General features: G+C 35.8%; 10 protein-coding genes. All 10 read left to right on the top strand.

The window, feature by feature from the left end; translation table 11 throughout:
* The 10 genes from IC221_RS06335 to IC221_RS06290 all read left to right on the top strand — a co-directional run bounded on the left by IC221_RS06335 (window position 1) and on the right by IC221_RS06290 (window position 17,576).
* Complete coding sequence (locus IC221_RS06335; protein WP_188168153.1) at window positions 1-1,557, top strand: RagB/SusD family nutrient uptake outer membrane protein; 1,557 nt, start codon at window positions 1-3, stop codon at window positions 1,555-1,557.
* 1,359 nt (window positions 1,558-2,916) lie between these two features.
* Complete coding sequence (locus IC221_RS06330; RefSeq protein WP_188168152.1) at window positions 2,917-5,112, top strand: glycoside hydrolase family 3 C-terminal domain-containing protein; 2,196 nt, start codon at window positions 2,917-2,919, stop codon at window positions 5,110-5,112.
* 139 nt (window positions 5,113-5,251) lie between these two features.
* Window positions 5,252-7,243: a cellulase family glycosylhydrolase gene (locus tag IC221_RS06325; protein ID WP_188168151.1), complete on the top strand. Its 1,992-nt coding sequence runs from the start codon at window positions 5,252-5,254 to the stop codon at window positions 7,241-7,243.
* 224 nt (window positions 7,244-7,467) lie between these two features.
* The gene (locus tag IC221_RS06320) at window positions 7,468-8,493 is read left to right on the top strand and encodes a glycoside hydrolase family 5 protein (protein WP_188168150.1); all 1,026 of its coding nucleotides are present in this window, start codon (window positions 7,468-7,470) and stop codon (window positions 8,491-8,493) included.
* 542 nt (window positions 8,494-9,035) lie between these two features.
* Window positions 9,036-9,218, top strand: coding sequence for a hypothetical protein (locus tag IC221_RS06315; RefSeq protein ID WP_044201837.1), 183 nt, complete (start codon window positions 9,036-9,038; stop codon window positions 9,216-9,218).
* 247 nt (window positions 9,219-9,465) lie between these two features.
* Window positions 9,466-12,450 (top strand): two-component regulator propeller domain-containing protein, encoded by a 2,985-nt coding sequence (locus tag IC221_RS06310; RefSeq protein ID WP_188168149.1) that lies wholly within the window; start codon window positions 9,466-9,468, stop codon window positions 12,448-12,450.
* A 178-nt stretch (window positions 12,451-12,628) separates the two neighbouring features.
* Complete coding sequence (locus tag IC221_RS06305) at window positions 12,629-13,513, top strand: glycyl-radical enzyme activating protein (RefSeq protein WP_188168148.1); 885 nt, start codon at window positions 12,629-12,631, stop codon at window positions 13,511-13,513.
* A gap of 6 nt (window positions 13,514-13,519) precedes the next feature.
* On the top strand, window positions 13,520-15,667 hold the full coding sequence (locus tag IC221_RS06300; protein WP_188168147.1) for a pyruvate formate lyase family protein: 2,148 nt from the start codon (window positions 13,520-13,522) through the stop codon (window positions 15,665-15,667).
* Window positions 15,668-15,669: 2 nt separating this feature from the next.
* On the top strand, window positions 15,670-16,083 hold the full coding sequence (locus tag IC221_RS06295) for a hypothetical protein (RefSeq protein ID WP_188168146.1): 414 nt from the start codon (window positions 15,670-15,672) through the stop codon (window positions 16,081-16,083).
* Window positions 16,084-16,121: 38 nt separating this feature from the next.
* On the top strand, window positions 16,122-17,576 hold the full coding sequence (locus tag IC221_RS06290) for a glycoside hydrolase family 47 protein (RefSeq protein WP_188168145.1): 1,455 nt from the start codon (window positions 16,122-16,124) through the stop codon (window positions 17,574-17,576).
* The last annotated feature ends 159 nt before the right edge of the window (window positions 17,577-17,735 follow it).

Below are 17,735 nucleotides of genomic sequence, written 5' to 3'. Positions count from 1 at the left end.
ATGAAATTCAATAGATTTAAAAAGGTATTAACCGTTTTGGGAGCAGCAGCTATGCTAAGCTCATGCTCAGCAAAATTTTTAGAAGTAGAACCTTATGGTAAGTCAGATGCTGAACAATACTATCAAACAGAAGATGAAGTGCAGTTGGCTTTGGTAGCGGCTTATGATATGTTGTCTACAGATCAGTTTCAAGATTGGTCAAGCTGTTATGTGATGAAAAACCTTCCTTCGGATGATGTGAATTGTGGTGGAGGTAACTCATCAGATCAGCCGCAATATCAAGCACTTGATGATTTTGATTGGAGCCCTGAAAATATAGGAATTCGTTCATTTTACCATGTCAACTATTTTGGTGTATACAGAGCGAACTTAATTATCTCTAGTGCTCCTGAAGAGTCAAGTGATTTGATGAAAAGAATGATTGCTGAAGCAAAGTTCTTAAGAGCATTTTATTATTTTGAATTGGTAACTGTTTTTGGTGATGTACCATTATGGTTAACCCCACCAGAAAATTTACAAGAAGGAAAGGCAAGAACGCCAAAAGTAGAAGTATATGCTCAAATCGAAAAAGATTTACAAGAAGCAGCAGACGTTCTTCCAAACAAATCAACTTTTGCTGGAACAGGTGATGCTTTTAGAGCAAATAAGCAGGCTGCATTGGGTTTATTAGGTAAGGTGAGAGTCTATAGCGGAGATTATTCTGGTGCAATTGCTCCTCTAGAAAGTGTGATTCAAACGGAAGGTTCAGAAGTAGGCTTAGAAGCAGACTTTGAAAGCTTGACTTTACAAACGACAGAATTTGGTATTGAATCATTATTTGAAGCCTCTTTTATTACGAATGGCGATACGTGGGGTACAGTACAATGGAATAGAAATGATCATGATAACCGACATCTTCAATTATCTGGCCCAAGAGCGTTAACAGAGATTGAAGGAGCAATCCCTGAGAAAGAGGGGAAATTAAGAGCTGGATGGGGATTCTTACCTCCAACACAAGTATTATTTAATGCTTTTGAAGCAACTGATGGAAGAAGAGATGGAACGGTGTTAGATGCTGATGGTTTAGCAAAGTATTATGGTCAGGAATTTATTGACGGTTGGGATACAGAAGGTTTAGTTAGAACAAAGTATACTACATTTGAGTCGGAGACAACAGAAGAAGGCGGTGCGACTCCAGAATTAAACTATACTACAAACTGGAGATTATTACGTTATGCTGATATTCTTCTTTTGGCTGCTGAAGCTTATTACAACCAAGGTCGTGAAGCAGATTCAAGAGCAATGCTAAATAAATTACGCCAAAGAGCGGGTGGCCTTACAGACTATGATGCATCTGTATCAGGACAATCTTTATTTGATGCAATCGTAAAAGAAAGAAGAGTAGAATTAGCTTACGAAGGTTCTCGTTATTGGGATTTAGTAAGATGGGGTTTAGCAGCACAAGAATTATCAGGTTTAGGTTTTCAAGCTGGTAAGCACGAGGTATTCCCGATTCCATTAGCAGAGATCGTAGGAAATCCAGGTATTAATCAAGAAGATCAAAACCCTGGTTACTAAAACATAAATAGATCAACAATTCATCATTAATTACAACAATCTTTTACTGGAAGCACTTTTAGTGTCTTCCAGTTTTTTTTGTTTATATATTTGTAATACAGTGAAATAAGGATCTTTTTCCATTGAAACTAAAACAATCACTATAGGTTAAACTCCAATTATTATTGCTCCGATACACCACACATCCTCACACTGATTTATTTCACTTTTTCCTTCAAGGGCAAGGTAATTACGACTAATTGACTGTATGATTTGTACACATCAAAAGAAAAATGTTAATGCAAGAATCTTTTATTCAGTAGTGCTGTAGGGGGGGGTATTAAAACGCCCTCACGAACCATATTACATGTTTTATATCGCAAGTGTTAAGCCGATAGGCGTCACTTGTGATTAAATATTGTCTCCCGACTTCGAAATGAATGAAAGTGTGATGTTTATATTCGAAGTCAGGAGACTTCGCCAATGATCAGTTCCAAGTGACGCTCACGCTTAACACTTGAAACATGGTGGTTATTCAACACTATAATAGGTTTTGCGACAGTCCCTCACGTACCATATTACATAACCTTCACTATTCGTGAAAGAATAAATAGAATTGAATTACACCTAGCTTGTAGTATTTATAAATCAGGAGATTTCTGATGATTTAGCGGGCACTAATACCTCTTTTCTTCACATTCTCGCCAGTCGAATTTCAACACTGATAAACTTTTGCCTCTTGTTTTTACTTTTTTTAAGCGATAAAATCTATGCTTTAAAAATAAAACCATAATCCCTCTCTTTTGACATTTATGTCCATTGTAGTAATTGAAATCGTTAAATGGTGAGTTGTAACGTTCAGATATAGAGTTGTTTGTGGTTTTTTGTTGTATAAATGCTGTATTAAATGTGTAAAAAAGTGATTCCATTTTCTTTCCATTCTTTTGAGGCTTAGCTAAGATTGTGTGTCAGCTAAAAGAAATGGAATGAATTATTAAAAGCATTATGCTTTTGTCAGGTCTACTAAAAAATGAAATAAATACTGAAGTAATGCTGTAGGTTCTTCTCTAATTTTTTGAACCAAAGTGAGAGTAGGTTTAAAGAGAAGTTCTAGAAAAACAGCGTTGTCTTATAAAAGGAGATGAACAAGATTATAGAAGTAGAGTAATGAATGAAACGAATAGACGAACCACAAAGACTTAGTTGAAAAACAAAACCTAATTAAAAAAAGTGAGATCAAAACTTTTGATGCTAGAATAGATATAAATAGAGCGTTTTACTCCAATCTTATCTATTCTGGTATTTGAAGTTTTTAAAATGAAAGAAATGATTGTCTGAAGCGGAAAAGCTTTGAGATATGAGCTATAACAACAGGTGAATATGAGATATTACAGAGGAGAAAAATTAAAATTTTTAATAGTACTACTATTTTTTGGAACAAATGTATTGGCACAAACCGATACGGATAAAGAGATCGATAAGATCATTGCTCAAATGACAATAGATGAGAAAGTGGCCATGTGTCATGCTCAATCTAAATTTACTTCAGCTGGAGTACCAAGACTTGGAATTCCTGAAGTTTGGATGTCAGATGGACCACACGGCGTTAGAGCAGAAATCAATTGGGACAATTGGGGGTATGCAGGTTGGACAAATGATTCTATTACGGCATTTCCAGCATTGACATGTTTAGCTGCTACATTTGATGAAAAGGCATCGTATGATTACGGAGTTGCTGTAGGTGAAGAAGCACGTTATCGTAAAAAAGACATCCTTTTAGGTCCAGGGGTGAATATTTACCGGACTCCCTTAAACGGAAGAAACTTCGAATATATGGGAGAAGATCCACATTTGGCTTCCAAAATGGTAGTACCCTACATCAAAGGAGTTCAGACCAATGGTGTAGCAGCATGTGTAAAACATTTTGTTGCCAATAATCAGGAATTGTGGAGAGGACATATCAACGTAGAACTGAGCGAGAGGGCTTTACGTGAAATTTACCTACCTGCTTTTAAAGCCGCAGTTTTAGAAGGTGATACATGGTCTATGATGAGTGCTTACAATCAGTTGAGAGGGCAATATTGTTCACATAATGAATACCTTGTCAATACAATATTAAAAGGCGAATGGGGTTTTGACGGAGTATACCTCACGGATTGGGGGGCAGCTCATGATACAAAACAGTCAGCTTTGTATGGTTTAGATATTGAAATGGGTACAGGTACAAACGGTCTGACATATTCAGAGAAGAATCATTATGAAAATTATTATTTAGCAGGTGCTTTTAAAGAGTTAGTGAAAAGCGGAGAAGTAAGTGAGGAAGTGCTGGATGATAAAGTGAGAAGAATTCTGAAGTTAATTTACAGAACAAGCTTAAGTGAAAACCGTCCTTTGGGTAGCGTTAATACAGATGCCCACCATGAAGTAGCAAGACGAGTAGGACAGCAAGGTATTGTGTTATTGCAAAATGAGGATCATTTCTTCCCAATTGTAGATAAAAAAGGTTTAAAAATAGCTGTAATAGGTGAAAATGCAACTCGTATGATGACCATCGGTGGTGGTTCATCAGAATTAAAAGTGGAATATGAAATTTCACCATTACAAGGTATTCAAGAACGCTACCCTAATGCTGAAGTCATTCATGCAATGGGATATGCATCAGGTCCATCACAATACGGAAGAGTGATTCCTTCTAAGCTTGATGCTGATGTATTAAAAGCTGAAGCAATAGAGGTGGCTAAAACAGCAGATGTGGTATTGTTTTTTGGTGGTTTAAATAAAAGTCATCATCAAGATTGTGAAGATGGAGACCGTTTGACGTACGACCTACCCTTTGGACAGAGTAACCTTATTCAGGCCATTTCAGAAGTCAATGAGAATATTGGAGTGGTATTGATCAGTGGTAATGCAGTAGCTACTCCTTGGACGGATCAAGTGAAAGGCCTTATGCAAGGTTGGTATTTAGGTAGTGAAACAGGACATGCTTTGGCTGATGTGATCTCAGGCGATGTAAACCCATCGGGTAAATTGCCAATTACTTTCCCTAAAAAACTAGAGGACAATGGAGCTCATCAATTAGGAGAAATGTCTTATCCTGGCGACTCCATCAATGTTGAATATAAAGACGATATTCTGGTAGGGTACCGTTGGCATGATACTAAAAAGATCACTCCAAAATATGCTTTTGGGTATGGGTTGTCGTATACTGATTTTGAAATCAGCGAAGTTGCGGCCGACAAAAAAGTCTATGCTTCTTCGGATAATATTACGATTACTTGTGATTTGAGAAACAACGGTGAACTAACAGGAGCCGAGGTAGTGCAGGTTTACATTGGTAAGAATAAATCAAAAGTAGAAAGAGCTTTAAAAGAATTAAAAGCTTTCCAAAAGGTACAATTAGAAGCAGGAGAAAAGACAAACCTGAGTTTAACAGTATCAATAAAAGACTTACAATATTATAACGAAGGCAAATCTGATTGGGAGCTTGAAAAAGGAGACTATTACATCTACGTTGGTAATGCTTCTGACAATATTTCCAAGAGATTAAAAATTACGATTTCAGACAATATCAATTAGAGAAAAAGTAAAGTAAAAGTGATTGGAGGTGAAGTGGGAAAAAGTATTTTAGGATGGTTCCATATGAATTACTTTTCCCTCCACCCTTAACACACTTCATTAATATCGTTTTCTTTTCAATCTTCATAAATAAACTAACATGAGAATTATTACATCTTTATTATTATCCATTATTTTTTTGTGTACAGTATGTACTAGTTATGCACAATTATCTCCAGAAGCAGCAGTAGAAGCAATTGGAAGAGGGATAAATTTGGGGAATACTCTTGATGCTCCCTATGAGGGGGATTGGGCATTAAAAGCAGAAGAATATTATTTTGATGCCTATAAAGATGCCGGTTTTAAATCGGTTAGAATACCAATTACTTGGGCTAATCATGTTGCAGAAAAAGCTCCGTATAAAGTAGATCCAGCTTTTATGGACCGAGTAGAGCAGATTGTTGATTGGGGTTTAGAAAGAGACTTTATCATCATCATGAATTGCCACCACGAAAAGTGGTTGAAGGAAAACTATAATGCTGAATCTGTTGCCCGATTCGAAGCCATTTGGGTGCAGATCTCTGATCGTTTTTATCAAAAATCGGAGCGATTGTTATTTGAGACATTAAATGAGCCACATGGCATGACCATAGCGGAGGCTGCTGATGCCAACCAAAGAGCCTTGGATATCATCAGAGAAAAGAACCCCACTAGAAATGTGATTATCGCAGGAAACGAATGGTCTGCAATTAAAGACCTTCTGACAATGCCGATACCCTCAGATGATGATTATCTGATTGCCAATTATCATACCTATGACCCATGGGATTTTTCGTTTGCCGAAAAAGACCTGACATGGGGTACGCAAGCAGAGAAGAATTATATCTCTAATGAGTTTGAAAAAGCAAAAAACTGGAGTGCCACAAATGGTATGCCTGTCATTATGAATGAGTTCGGAGCAGTACATGATACGGATTTTAATTCAAGAATGAGACATTATGCACATTATGTGGAAGAGTCACTAAGCAGAGGAATTTCCTTTATGGCTTGGGATGATGGTGGATGGTATGAAATCTATCAAAGAGATGATAAAAAGTGGCATGAAACGAAAGATATTTTGATTCATAATACCAAACAAACACCAACCAATTTATTGTTGACAATGAATGCTGATTCAACCGTTTCAATACAATGGGAAAATAGAAATACCGCTTCAACTCCACTTAAGATTGAAAGAAAGGTAGTAGGAAGTGATCAATTTGCGGTCATTGATGAAGTAGAGCCTACAGAGAACTCATATAAAGACGTTTCAGTAACTCCAGGTGATAAATACCAATACAGAATTTCACAAATGCAGGGTGATCAGGTCATTATTTCATATCCTCAACAGATAGATTTGGTGAACTATGAAAGTTTACCTTTCGGAGGAACTCCTGCTGTAATTCCAGGTGTTCTTGAAGCTGAAAATTATAACCTTGGAATAGCGGGCATTGCTTATAATGATCAAGAAGAGGAGAACCAAGGTGGAGCTTACAGGGAAGATGGCGTAGACATTGAGGCCAGAGAAGATGGGGGATTCCATGTTGGTTATGTAGAACCTAACGAATGGATGGAATATACGGTCATCGTATTGGAATCAGGAACGTATGCCATTACAAGTTTAGTGGCTACTGAACAAGCTGGTGGTAGGTTTAAAGTATCGACTTCAAAGTCATCTGTCATTGCTTCTGTTGATGTGCCTTCAACAAATAGTTGGGAAACGACTACAGAAGTTGAGTCTGAGATTTTTCTAGAAGCAGGGGAGCAAAAACTAAGAATTACAATCGATAAAAAACCTCCTTTTAACTTAGATAAGTTGATTTTTACAAAAAAAGAAGAATTACCTCCAACTAGTATAGAGGATGATAGAGAAAAGGGTCAGGCACTAATTTATCCCAATCCCTTCCATCATTCATTTACGCTTAGATTTTTACAAGATGTTCGTTTTGGTGATCAAGTGTATATTTATGATTTAGTAGGAAATAAAGTGAGTTCAATAAAAATTGAAGAAGCTCAATCCATCATCGATTTATCAGCATTTTCGGAAGGAATCTACTTTGTGAAATACCAATCGAACGGAAAGGAATATATTAGAAAAGTTATAAAACAATAAAGAAATAAATGGGCGTGTTGTGGGTTCAATTGATAGATTGAAAAAATATATCAAAAGAGTAAATAGAGAGATATTGTGAACTCAACAACCGCTCATTTTCTTAAGATAAGCAATGGCTAAGAATCAATAAAAGCAGTCTAGAATTAAAATCTAATTTTCCCAATTTCAAATGTGTAACTGCTTCAAGAGATAAATCAAAATACAGTATAAAAACTAAATAAAGTATGAAATATTTTAAACTATTGTACTTCCTTAAATGTATAGCCCTCGCAAGTGTATTGGGGGCCCAAATCGATTTACAAGCCCAAGTAACCGATAATGGTTTGCTGCAGGTCAAAGGAAACAAAATTGTAAATAAAGATGGAAAATCAGTGCGTTTTGCTGGCCCAAGTTTATTCTGGTCCAACAACTATTGGGGTGGCGAAAAATTTTACAATAAGAATGTAGTTGCTTGGGTTAAAAAGGATTGGAATGCTGGTATCATTAGAGCTGCAATGGGAGCAGAAGATAATGGCGGATATTTTGAAGATCCAGCCAGTAATAAAGCTAGAGTAGAAGCTGTTGTGGAAGCGGCCATCGCAAATGATATGTATGTGATTATTGATTGGCATTCTCATCATGCCAATGAACATGATTGGGAAAAGGCGTCGTCATTTTTTGCAGAGATGGCTCAAAAATACGGTCATCATGACAATGTCCTTTATGAAATATATAACGAACCTCTGAAAATTTCATGGTCTTCAAAGATCAAGCCTTATGCGGAGTCGATTATTAAAACGATTCGTCAGTATGATCCCGATAACATAATTATTGTAGGCACCCCAACATGGTCTCAGGATGTGGATCAAGCAGCGGATGACCCTATTGATCAACCTAATATTGCGTATACCCTTCATTTTTATGCAGGTTCTCATGGTCAATCCTTAAGGGACAAAGGAAGTTATGCTTTATCAAAAGGAGTGGCACTCTTTGTGACAGAATGGGGTGCTGTCAATGCAAATGGTGATGGAGAGGTGAATTATGTGGAAACGAAGGCTTGGATTGACTGGATGAAAGCCAATGATATTTCACATTGTAATTGGTCTATTAATGACAAAGCTGAAGGAGCCTCTGCTTTGTATTCTGGAACTTCAAATAAAGGAGGATGGTCTAAACTTACAGCATCAGGTACTTTTGTAAAGGAAATCATAAAGGATTATAATGCTGAAATGAGAAGTCATGAAAACAAGAAGGAGAGGAGTACTGAATAATAGATTTTGAAGGAGTGATAAAGTACTATGAAAATCTAAATTTACAATGCTCGCAACACTGATTAATATTTATGGTTAAATAAAAGATTGTTACAATACTAAAATTTATCATTTAGTCTAGTAAATCTATATTTTTTTGGTGGTAAAAACGTGATCTTTATAAGTTAAAATTTGGAGGGTATTATTAAAGGTATTTTAGACATTAATGCCAAGAAGTTTTTGTGTTAAATTGTACAGATCTTGAAAAACGTATCTATCTGACACCCTTAATGGAGGGAGTTAAGTGCAACACTATCAAAATTATAAAACAATAATTAATGAAGGGGTGGTTTTATAATATATAGTGTATTATTACCACTTATCAGGTGATGAAAAATAAGGAAAAAAGGTGACTTTGATCTTTTTATTCTTGATGATTTTAGGGTCTAATTTTAACTCAAAATTAAATTATATAATAAATCTTAATACCCTTAAAATACCAATTTTTTTTATCGTTCTTGGAGGTATGATTAATAACATGTCTAACATAAATTGACACGACAATGGAAAACACAATATTGTCAGCTATCGAAAGGCTAGAACAGCAAGTAACTTTTATTAAAGGAAGAATCAAGTACCTAGAAGGAAATGGTTGTTCACTGAAGGATACAGAGCACTTAAGAGCACGTATGAAACGTCACAAAGTTGAACTCAACGAACTCAGATTTCAGCAGGCAAGAGGGTAGTTTTCCGCAGGGTTAATCATCCACATACTCGAAGAAATTGAAAGAAATAGATAAGTGATTCGTTGCTTATCTATTTTTTTATACCTATTGGGCAAAGTCAATTTTTTACTTCATGTCAACTTTCTAAATTGATGAAATGAAAATCTAAGATAAGCGTACGTTTAACATTTGCTTCCTACCGCTTATATATGTATTTTTATACATTATAATGATATATTTATATACTTATTGTTCTATTTAAAAGCTAATGGTAAAAGCATTATTTTTTTTAACACTAACTTTCTTAGTTGTACCCATAATTTCACACGCACAACATATCAAAAAGCAGTTTGAACACTTACGTACTGAAGACGGAATTGCAGACGCAACTGTAAATTCCATTTTACAAGATAGCAAAGGCTTCATGTGGTTCGGAACCTTTAAAGGTTTAAACAGATACGATGGTTATGAAATGAAAGTTTACCCTTACGAAATGGGTAGTAAAAAAGGGCCAAACGATAATATGATATCTTCGATCATAGAAGATCATACTGGATTATTATGGATTGGACTTTTGAATAATGGGGTCAGTGTTTTTAATCCTATCGATGAAACTTTCGAACATTATACAGGGGGATGGCAAGAAGATAGGATGGTACCTAGTGTCTCCGTAAACTGTATGATTGAAGATGATGAAAAACAGCTTTGGATTGGAGCAAGTGGTGGACTTTCTATCATATCAAAAGATAGAAAGCAGTTTAAGAAATACTATTACGAAGAGGGGAATAACAACACCATCAACGGGGCTTCTATTTACGATATCGTAGAAGATAAGTGGAACCGTATTTGGTTGGCCACAGACAATAGAAAACTATGTGTCTATGACAAAAACACTCAAAAGTTTTCGGAGGTTGAATATACGCATTTACCTCTCAAAGGTATAGATGACAACGCCAAGAAAAACTTACTTATCTACAATGATACCTTGCTTTATGTGGGGAGTAACAGTGGAGGATTAGCTGAATATAATTTATTGACTGGCGAATACACTACGTACCTGAAGGGAGAGCCTGGTAAAGGCCCTAGTAGCAACAATATCAAAGATATTTTACAAGTCAGTAATAAACTATGGTTGGCCACCGATGGGGCTGGTTTGGATGTTTTTGATGTGAATACAAAATACTTTGAGTCGCATAAACATTCTAAAGTAGATCCATTGTCATTGTCAACGGATGTTTTATGGAGTCTGTACAAAGACAGAGAAGAAAATATTTGGCTTGGTGCTTATTTAGAAGGTGTGGATAAGTTTGACCCTAGAAAGAACTTTTTTAGACAGATTGGTCATATACCTTGCAACGAAAATACTTTACCGAATAAGCCTGTACTTTCATTGTTCTATGATAAAAAAGGAAAGCTCTGGGCAGGTTCTGATTGGGGAGGTTTACATCAACAATCAGATCATAATGAAAACTACTTTAAACATTTTGATATTGATGGCAAAGAGATCAATGATTTTGCAGTAGATGTTGTAAAAGCTATTACAGAAGACTCGTTGGGGAACTTGGTGATTGGTACTTACAATGAAGGGCTCAGAGTGATTGAAAAGAGTACCGGTAAATACTATCACTTGAAAAGACAAATGAAGGATGATGGTTGTCTGACGAGTAATAATATTTGGTCACTTCTGACAGATTCAAAGGGGATTACATGGATGGGTACTTTAGGAGGGGGCATCGCTCAATATGATCCAGTGAATAAAGAATGTATAAAACTTAATCTTGATTACCTTGACGCAGGACAAATACATGTTTACCATATGTACGAAGATGCACTTTCAAATGTATGGTTTAGTACCGATAGTGGCGTGTTGCGTTTTGAAAGAAAAACAGGCCAATGGACTTTTGACTTAATGCAGGATTTAATTGCAAAGAATCACAACTTCAATTATGTGAGGGCAGTGTATGAAGATAAGTTAAGACACATTTGGATGGCTACTGCTGAAGGTTTAGTGAAATACCTTCCGGAAAGTAATGAGTTGAAGGTATTGACAGAAGAGGATGGTATACCACAATTGCCCATATTGAATATCAACTCTGATAATAGAGGTAATTTGATCATCGTTTCGAAAAATTATATCTCAAAAATGTCATTGTCAGATGAGGAGATTGTCAGTTTTCATATTTCAAACAACTCGTTTAATTACAACTCCCTGGAGAAAAATAAACGCGGAGAAATATTGATAGGAGGTACTGAAGGGATTACAATTTTTAATCCTCAGATGTTGGGTGAAAACGAAGTTGCTCCACCAGTATATATTACAGGTTTTGATATTTTTAATGTCCCTCAACTTCCATTAGATTCTGCTTCTATTCTTAAAAAATCAGTGCTAGAAACTGAAACGATTGAACTGGACTATGATCAATCAGTTTTTAATTTCAATTATTGTGCATTGAATTTTACCGAAACAGAGAGAAATCAATATGCTTATAAGCTGTCGGGCTTTGATACAAAATGGAATTACGTTGGTGATAGAAGAATTGCCACTTACACCAACTTGGACCCAGGGAAATATACTTTTAAAGTGATCGCTTCGAATAATCATGGAGTTTGGAATAAAGAGGGGGCTTCCATTAATGTTATCGTCAATGCACCTTTTTGGCAATCGACATGGTTTAGAATACTCATGTTTTTATTATTCTTATTAGTGCTTTATTTCTTGCAGAAGGTAAGAATAATGAATGTCAAAAAGCAATTTGCATTAGAAAGCATTGAAGCAGAAAGAGAGAAAATAAAAATTCAGAATACAACGCTAGAAAAAGAATTAGATTCGACAAAAAGTGAATTGACTAACATTACAATTAGTCATCTTCATAAAAATCAGAGTTTACAACAGGTAAAACAAAAACTGGAAGAATTGTCGGCTAATCTGGGGAGTACAGAGAAGCGTAAAATTAGGACGATTGTAAAAGAAATTAATAAGGAAAGTGATGATCATGATTATTGGGATAAATTCGAACATCAATTCAATAAATCTCATGATAACTTTTTAGAGCGATTCAAGCTGGAATATCCTGACCTTAGTAAAAGAGAATTAAGGATCTGTGCTTACTTAAGGATGGATTTAGAAAATCAGGAGATTGCCACATTGATGAATGTCAGTGTGAGGACACTCGAAACCTCCCGCTATAGAATTAGGAAAAAGATAGGGTTGGAGAAAAGAAAATCCCTAACCAAAATGATTACAAGGTTTTAAATAAATATTAAGGCTGCCAATAGGTAGCCTTTTTCTTTTTTAATGAAAAATAAGAATAGCGTGAGAGTATCATGAATACACGTTGGAGTACACTACTATAAATTGAATAATTATTCAATACCCCTTTACTTTGTAATTGATGAAACGAAAGGAATTATAAACCTAGAGGAGTCGATTGATGGTTTTGGAAAAAGGAATGATTACAAATTTACAGCGGCTTTCTTTACATGACGGTCATGGTATTCGCACTGTTATCTTCTTGAAAGGGTGCAATATGAGGTGTTTGTGGTGTCATAACCCTGAAACCTTTTCTCAGAAAGCTCAAATAGAAAGAATTGAACAGAAATGTATTTCTTGTGGTGCATGTGTGGAAGTTTGCGGTTCTGAAGCATTGTCAATGCACAACGGTAAAGTACACTATAATGTCAATTTATGTAAGCATAATGGAGATTGTACAAAGGTTTGTTATTCTGGAGCTATGCATCAAGTAGGTGAAATATACTCATCAGAAGCATTGTATAAAGCCATTGAAAAAGATATTCCTTTCTTTAATTCTACCGGTGGTGGAGTAACTTTTTCAGGAGGAGAGCCTTTGTTGCAGCACCAATTTTTATTGGAAACTATTCAATATTTTAAATCAAAAGACTTGAACGTTGTAGTGGAATCAAACTTCAACGTTTCTTGGAATATTATTTCGAAATTCCTGCCTTATGTTGACCATTGGTTAGTGGATTTGAAATTTATCAATGCAGAGAAACATAAAAAATGGACTTTTACTGATAATCAAAAAGTGTTGTCTAACATTAAGCAGTTGGATAATGAAAAAGTGAGTTATGAATTAAGAACCCCCTTGATACCTACTGCCAATAACATTAAGGAAGAGCTTCTTGCTATCAATGATTTTGTCCATCAGCTTTCTAACTGCAAGCAGTTTAAGCTCAATCCTTATCATAAACTAGGAGAGCAGAAATATAAAAACTTGGGTTTGGAATATAACCTAGCACATATTAATGAAATGAGTCATTCTGAGTTCCAATATTGGTCAAATTTGATAAAAAAATAAATGGACATGAAAGAATATTACTTACAAAAAATTGAGAACCTGAAAAGAGCGAAAGCATTTCAGACAAAAGAAAAGATCCGTAAAGAAGGCCTTTTGGATGAAGACGATTATGGTAGAATTGCTGTACCTGATGAAGGTTGGGAAATTATCCCAAACCATGAGGATGGTTCTTTTTATGGAATAAAAGGTTGGACAGATAACTTCTGCGATTTGATGGATAACCATCCAACTTATATTGATGAAAATGATGCATTTGCAGGACGCTGGATTTATTTCATGTCAAAAATGCGTCCCAACAAATGGAATCCATCGTACCCTTTTACCCATCTTATTGCAAATCAAGAAAAATATGATATTATTCATGGCATTGGCGATGATGCTCACTTTGCACCTGATTTTGAATTAGGCTTGCAATTGGGTTGGGGTGGATTATTGAAAAAGATCGAAACTTCTGCAGCTATTAATCAAGGAGAAGAGCAAGAAGTATTTTATCAAGCTCATAAAAGAGCAATTGTCAGCATTCAAGGTTGGATCAAAAGACACATTGATGAGTTGGCATTGATGATACAAAAGGTAGAAGATCCTTTGTCAAGAGAAAACCTTCTCAAGATGCGAGAGACTAATAGAGCTATTCTTCATCATCCGCCGAAAACATTGCGTCAAGCGTGCCAATGGATTATTTGGTTCCACCTTGCCTCAAGGACGTACAACCGAGATGGAGCCGGTGGACAAATTGATACGCTTTTACAGCCGTATTTCGAAAATGATATAAAGAATGGAATCATTGACAAAGAAGAAGCTATTTATTATTTGTCATGTTTTCTAATCAATGACCCTATTTACTGGCAATTGGGAGGACCTGATGGTAATGGAGGTGATGTATCTTCTGAGATTTCTTTTTTAATTCTTGAAGCAGCAGACAAGATCAATACCTCATTAAATATTACTGTTCGAGTGCATGATCATATGAATCAGGAATTATTTGACCGATCATTGGAGTACTTGATTAAGCATAAAAATGCCTGGCCACGTTTTTCAGGAGACAAAGGATTGATTAGTGGCTTTATGAAAAATGGGTATTCAGAAGAGTTGGCTAGAAAAAGAATTGCAGTGGGATGTAATTGGATGTCTTTGCCGGGTTTGGAATATACCATGAATGATCTTGTGAAAGTCAATATGGCCAAAGTATTTGAGGTGGCTTTTGAGGAAGTAATGACATCTTCAGAAATCAAAAGTACTGCTGAACTTTGGGGTAAATTTACAGCACATTTAGCTAAAGCGGTAACTACGGCGGCTGATGGAATTAAGCATCATTTGAAGTATCAAAAATACAACGAGCCTGAACTGATTCTGAATTTATTGTCTTACGGACCTTTGGAAAAAGGGAGAGACGTCAGTGATGGTGGTGCAATGTATTATAACCTCTCCATTGATGGAGCGGGAATAGCAATTGTAGCCGATTCATTTGCAGCTATTGAGCAAAGAATTGAAGAAGAAAAACGTTTAAGCTGGGAAGATTTACAATCTCATCTCAATTCTAATTTTGAAGATGAAAATGGGGAGAGAATTCGAACATTGCTTCAAAACAGTGAAAGATATGGGCAGGGAGATGCCAAAGGTGACAAATGGGCGAGTTTAATTGCAGAACATTTTTCAGCTTTAGTGAAAAATGAATCGGATGCTGAGCAAAACCAGTGCTTTATTCCAGGGCTTTTCTCTTGGGCCAATACCGTTGGCCTAGGTAAAAAAGTAAAAGCTACTCCAAACGGAAGAAAAGGAGGAGAGCCAATCAATCATGGAGCGAACCCTACACCTGGTTTTGTAGTGGATGGAGGTTCACTCGCTTTAGCATCAGCAATTGCCAAAGTGCAACCGGGGTATGGAAATACGGCTCCAATGCAATGGGAATTGGATCCGTCTTTAGCCAAACAAGAACATGCAGAGATCATAGGTGCCATTATTAAAACACACTTTGAGTTGGGAGGAACACTAATCAATGTGAATATTATGGATAAAGAACAAGTATTGACAGCACACGAAAATCCTGATCTATATCCTGATTTAGTGGTGAGAATTACAGGTTTTACCGCTTATTTTGCGATGCTTTCGAAAGAGTTCAGACAGCTAGTTGTGGACAGAATATTAGAGAATTAAGTATGAATATTACTGAAAGATATACACACGAATCAGAAGGTTATAATCCTTTTCTGATTCAGGAAGGTTGGCAAGTAGCTCAATTGAATTATTCAGAAGGAGCAAAGCCCGAGAATATCAAGAAATTGGATATTCATTACCAAACGGATGAAGCTTTTTTATTAATAACAGGAAAAGCAATTTTGGTAGCAGCTTCTATCGAAAATGATAGTATCCATTATGATATGGAAGAAATGAAAGAAGGTGTGACCTATAATATTCCTAAAAATGTATGGCATACCATTGCATTGCAAGAAAGGGCAAAAGTCTTAATTATTGAAAAAGATAACACACATTTGGGTGACTTTGAGTTTTATGATTTTAATGCATCACAAGAAACTCAATTCTTAAATGAGATCAACAATATTTGGAAATAAATTATATACTTAACAATAACCATTATCTAATTTTTAAAATGAAAACTACCATCAAAAAATCATTAGTAGCCACAATTTTAGTGGCATCAACTACATTATTTGCAACTTCATGTACAACTGCTACTAGCGTTACAAAAGAAACAGCTACAGAGGAAATTTCACTTAAGGAAAAACAACAATATCAAGAGAGAGTTAAAACGGCATTTAAGAAAGGGTGGAGAGCCTATATGAATTATGCAAAAGGATTAGATGCAGTAAACCCAATCTCAGAAAAAGGGCATAACTGGTATGCGGAGTCGCTATTGATGACGCCTGTAGATGCTTTTTCTACCATGTACTTAATGGGATTAGAAGAGGAAATGAAAGAATGTAAGGATTTAATTTTCTCTGAATTAGATTTTGATAAAGACTTAGACGTACAACAATTTGAAATTGCAATTCGAATTTTAGGCGGTTTACTTTCTTCCTACCAATTGGATGGTGACCCTAGATTCTTAGAGTTAGCCAAAGACCTTGGTGATAGAATGATTCCTGTTTTTGATTCACCTACAGGAATTCCTTACCGTTTGGTAAACCTACGTACAGGTAAAGTAAGTGGTCAGGGCACTAACCCATGTGAAATTGGTTCAATGTTATTGGAATATGGCGTTTTATCGAAATTGACTGGAGATGATAAATACTATGAATTGTGTAAAAGAGGTATCAAAGCGTCTTATGATCGAAGAGGTAAGACAGGATTACAAGGTTCGTGGATTGATCAAGATACAGGAGAATGGGCAGATACAAGAGCTCATATCTCAGGAGGTATTGATGCTTACTATGAGTACTTATTAAAGGGTTATTTGTTGTTTGGTGATGAAGACTTATTGGAGTGGTACAACGTTTCAAGAGATGCAGTCAATAAATATTTAGTAGATACAACTTCTGTAGATGGTGAGTTCTGGATTGGTTGGGCTGATATGAATACGGGTGAAAGATTGAGTACTCGATTCGGTGCATTGGATTGTTTCTGGAACTTATGTTATGTATTGGATGGTGATTTAGACAGAGCTGAGAAGTTACAAGCATCTATCAATAAAATGTGGTTCAAAGACGGCATTGAGCCTGAAGCGGTAGATTATACTACAATGCAACCTTTCTATGAAGGAGCTGAGTATTATATGATGAGGCCAGAGGCAATTGAGTCTACTTATTATGTATGGAGAGGTACTGGTGATAATAAATACTATGAGCAAGGCAAAAAAATGTTTGAAAGCATTGAAAAGTACTGCCAAGTTGAAAATGGTTATGTTCAGCTGAAAGATGTGAAGACAAAAGAGAAATGGGATACTTTGGAGAGTTTCTTCTTTGCGGAAACAATGAAGTATTGTTATTTATTCTTTGCTCCATCGGAAGTATTTGATTTTGAAAAATATGTGTTGAATACGGAAGCGCATCCATTAAAAAATACTTGGGATAAAGGATGGAAAGGAAATAAAATTGGTTTGAAATAATCCTTTGTTTCCTATCACTGGAAGAGCTAAGCTGTTAAGGTTTAGCTCTTTTTTTTGTGTTCAATGAGCAGTCCCTTAAAATTAAAACGTCTATATTCGCGGTTAACTATTACAACAAACAAGATGGCCAAAGAGAACACTATCATCTGTAGGTCATAA

It is taken from the genome of Flammeovirga sp. EKP202, assembly GCF_014534745.1.
GTDB lineage: Bacteria > Bacteroidota > Bacteroidia > Cytophagales > Flammeovirgaceae > Flammeovirga.
This window is presented reverse-complemented; position numbering and strand designations above follow the sequence as displayed.

Bases quoted from the DNA above. Each gene is read 5' to 3' on its own strand.
- IC221_RS06335 (WP_188168153.1), top strand. From the start codon at position 1: ATGAAATTCAATAGATTTAAAAAGGTATTAACCGTTTTGGGAGCAGCA.
- IC221_RS06330 (WP_188168152.1), top strand. From the start codon at position 2,917: ATGAGATATTACAGAGGAGAAAAATTAAAATTTTTAATAGTACTACTA.
- IC221_RS06325 (WP_188168151.1), top strand. From the start codon at position 5,252: ATGAGAATTATTACATCTTTATTATTATCCATTATTTTTTTGTGTACA.
- IC221_RS06320 (WP_188168150.1), top strand. From the start codon at position 7,468: ATGAAATATTTTAAACTATTGTACTTCCTTAAATGTATAGCCCTCGCA.
- IC221_RS06315 (WP_044201837.1), top strand. From the start codon at position 9,036: ATGGAAAACACAATATTGTCAGCTATCGAAAGGCTAGAACAGCAAGTA.
- IC221_RS06310 (WP_188168149.1), top strand. From the start codon at position 9,466: ATGGTAAAAGCATTATTTTTTTTAACACTAACTTTCTTAGTTGTACCC.
- IC221_RS06305 (WP_188168148.1), top strand. From the start codon at position 12,629: ATGGTTTTGGAAAAAGGAATGATTACAAATTTACAGCGGCTTTCTTTA.
- IC221_RS06300 (WP_188168147.1), top strand. From the start codon at position 13,520: ATGAAAGAATATTACTTACAAAAAATTGAGAACCTGAAAAGAGCGAAA.
- IC221_RS06295 (WP_188168146.1), top strand. From the start codon at position 15,670: ATGAATATTACTGAAAGATATACACACGAATCAGAAGGTTATAATCCT.
- IC221_RS06290 (WP_188168145.1), top strand. From the start codon at position 16,122: ATGAAAACTACCATCAAAAAATCATTAGTAGCCACAATTTTAGTGGCA.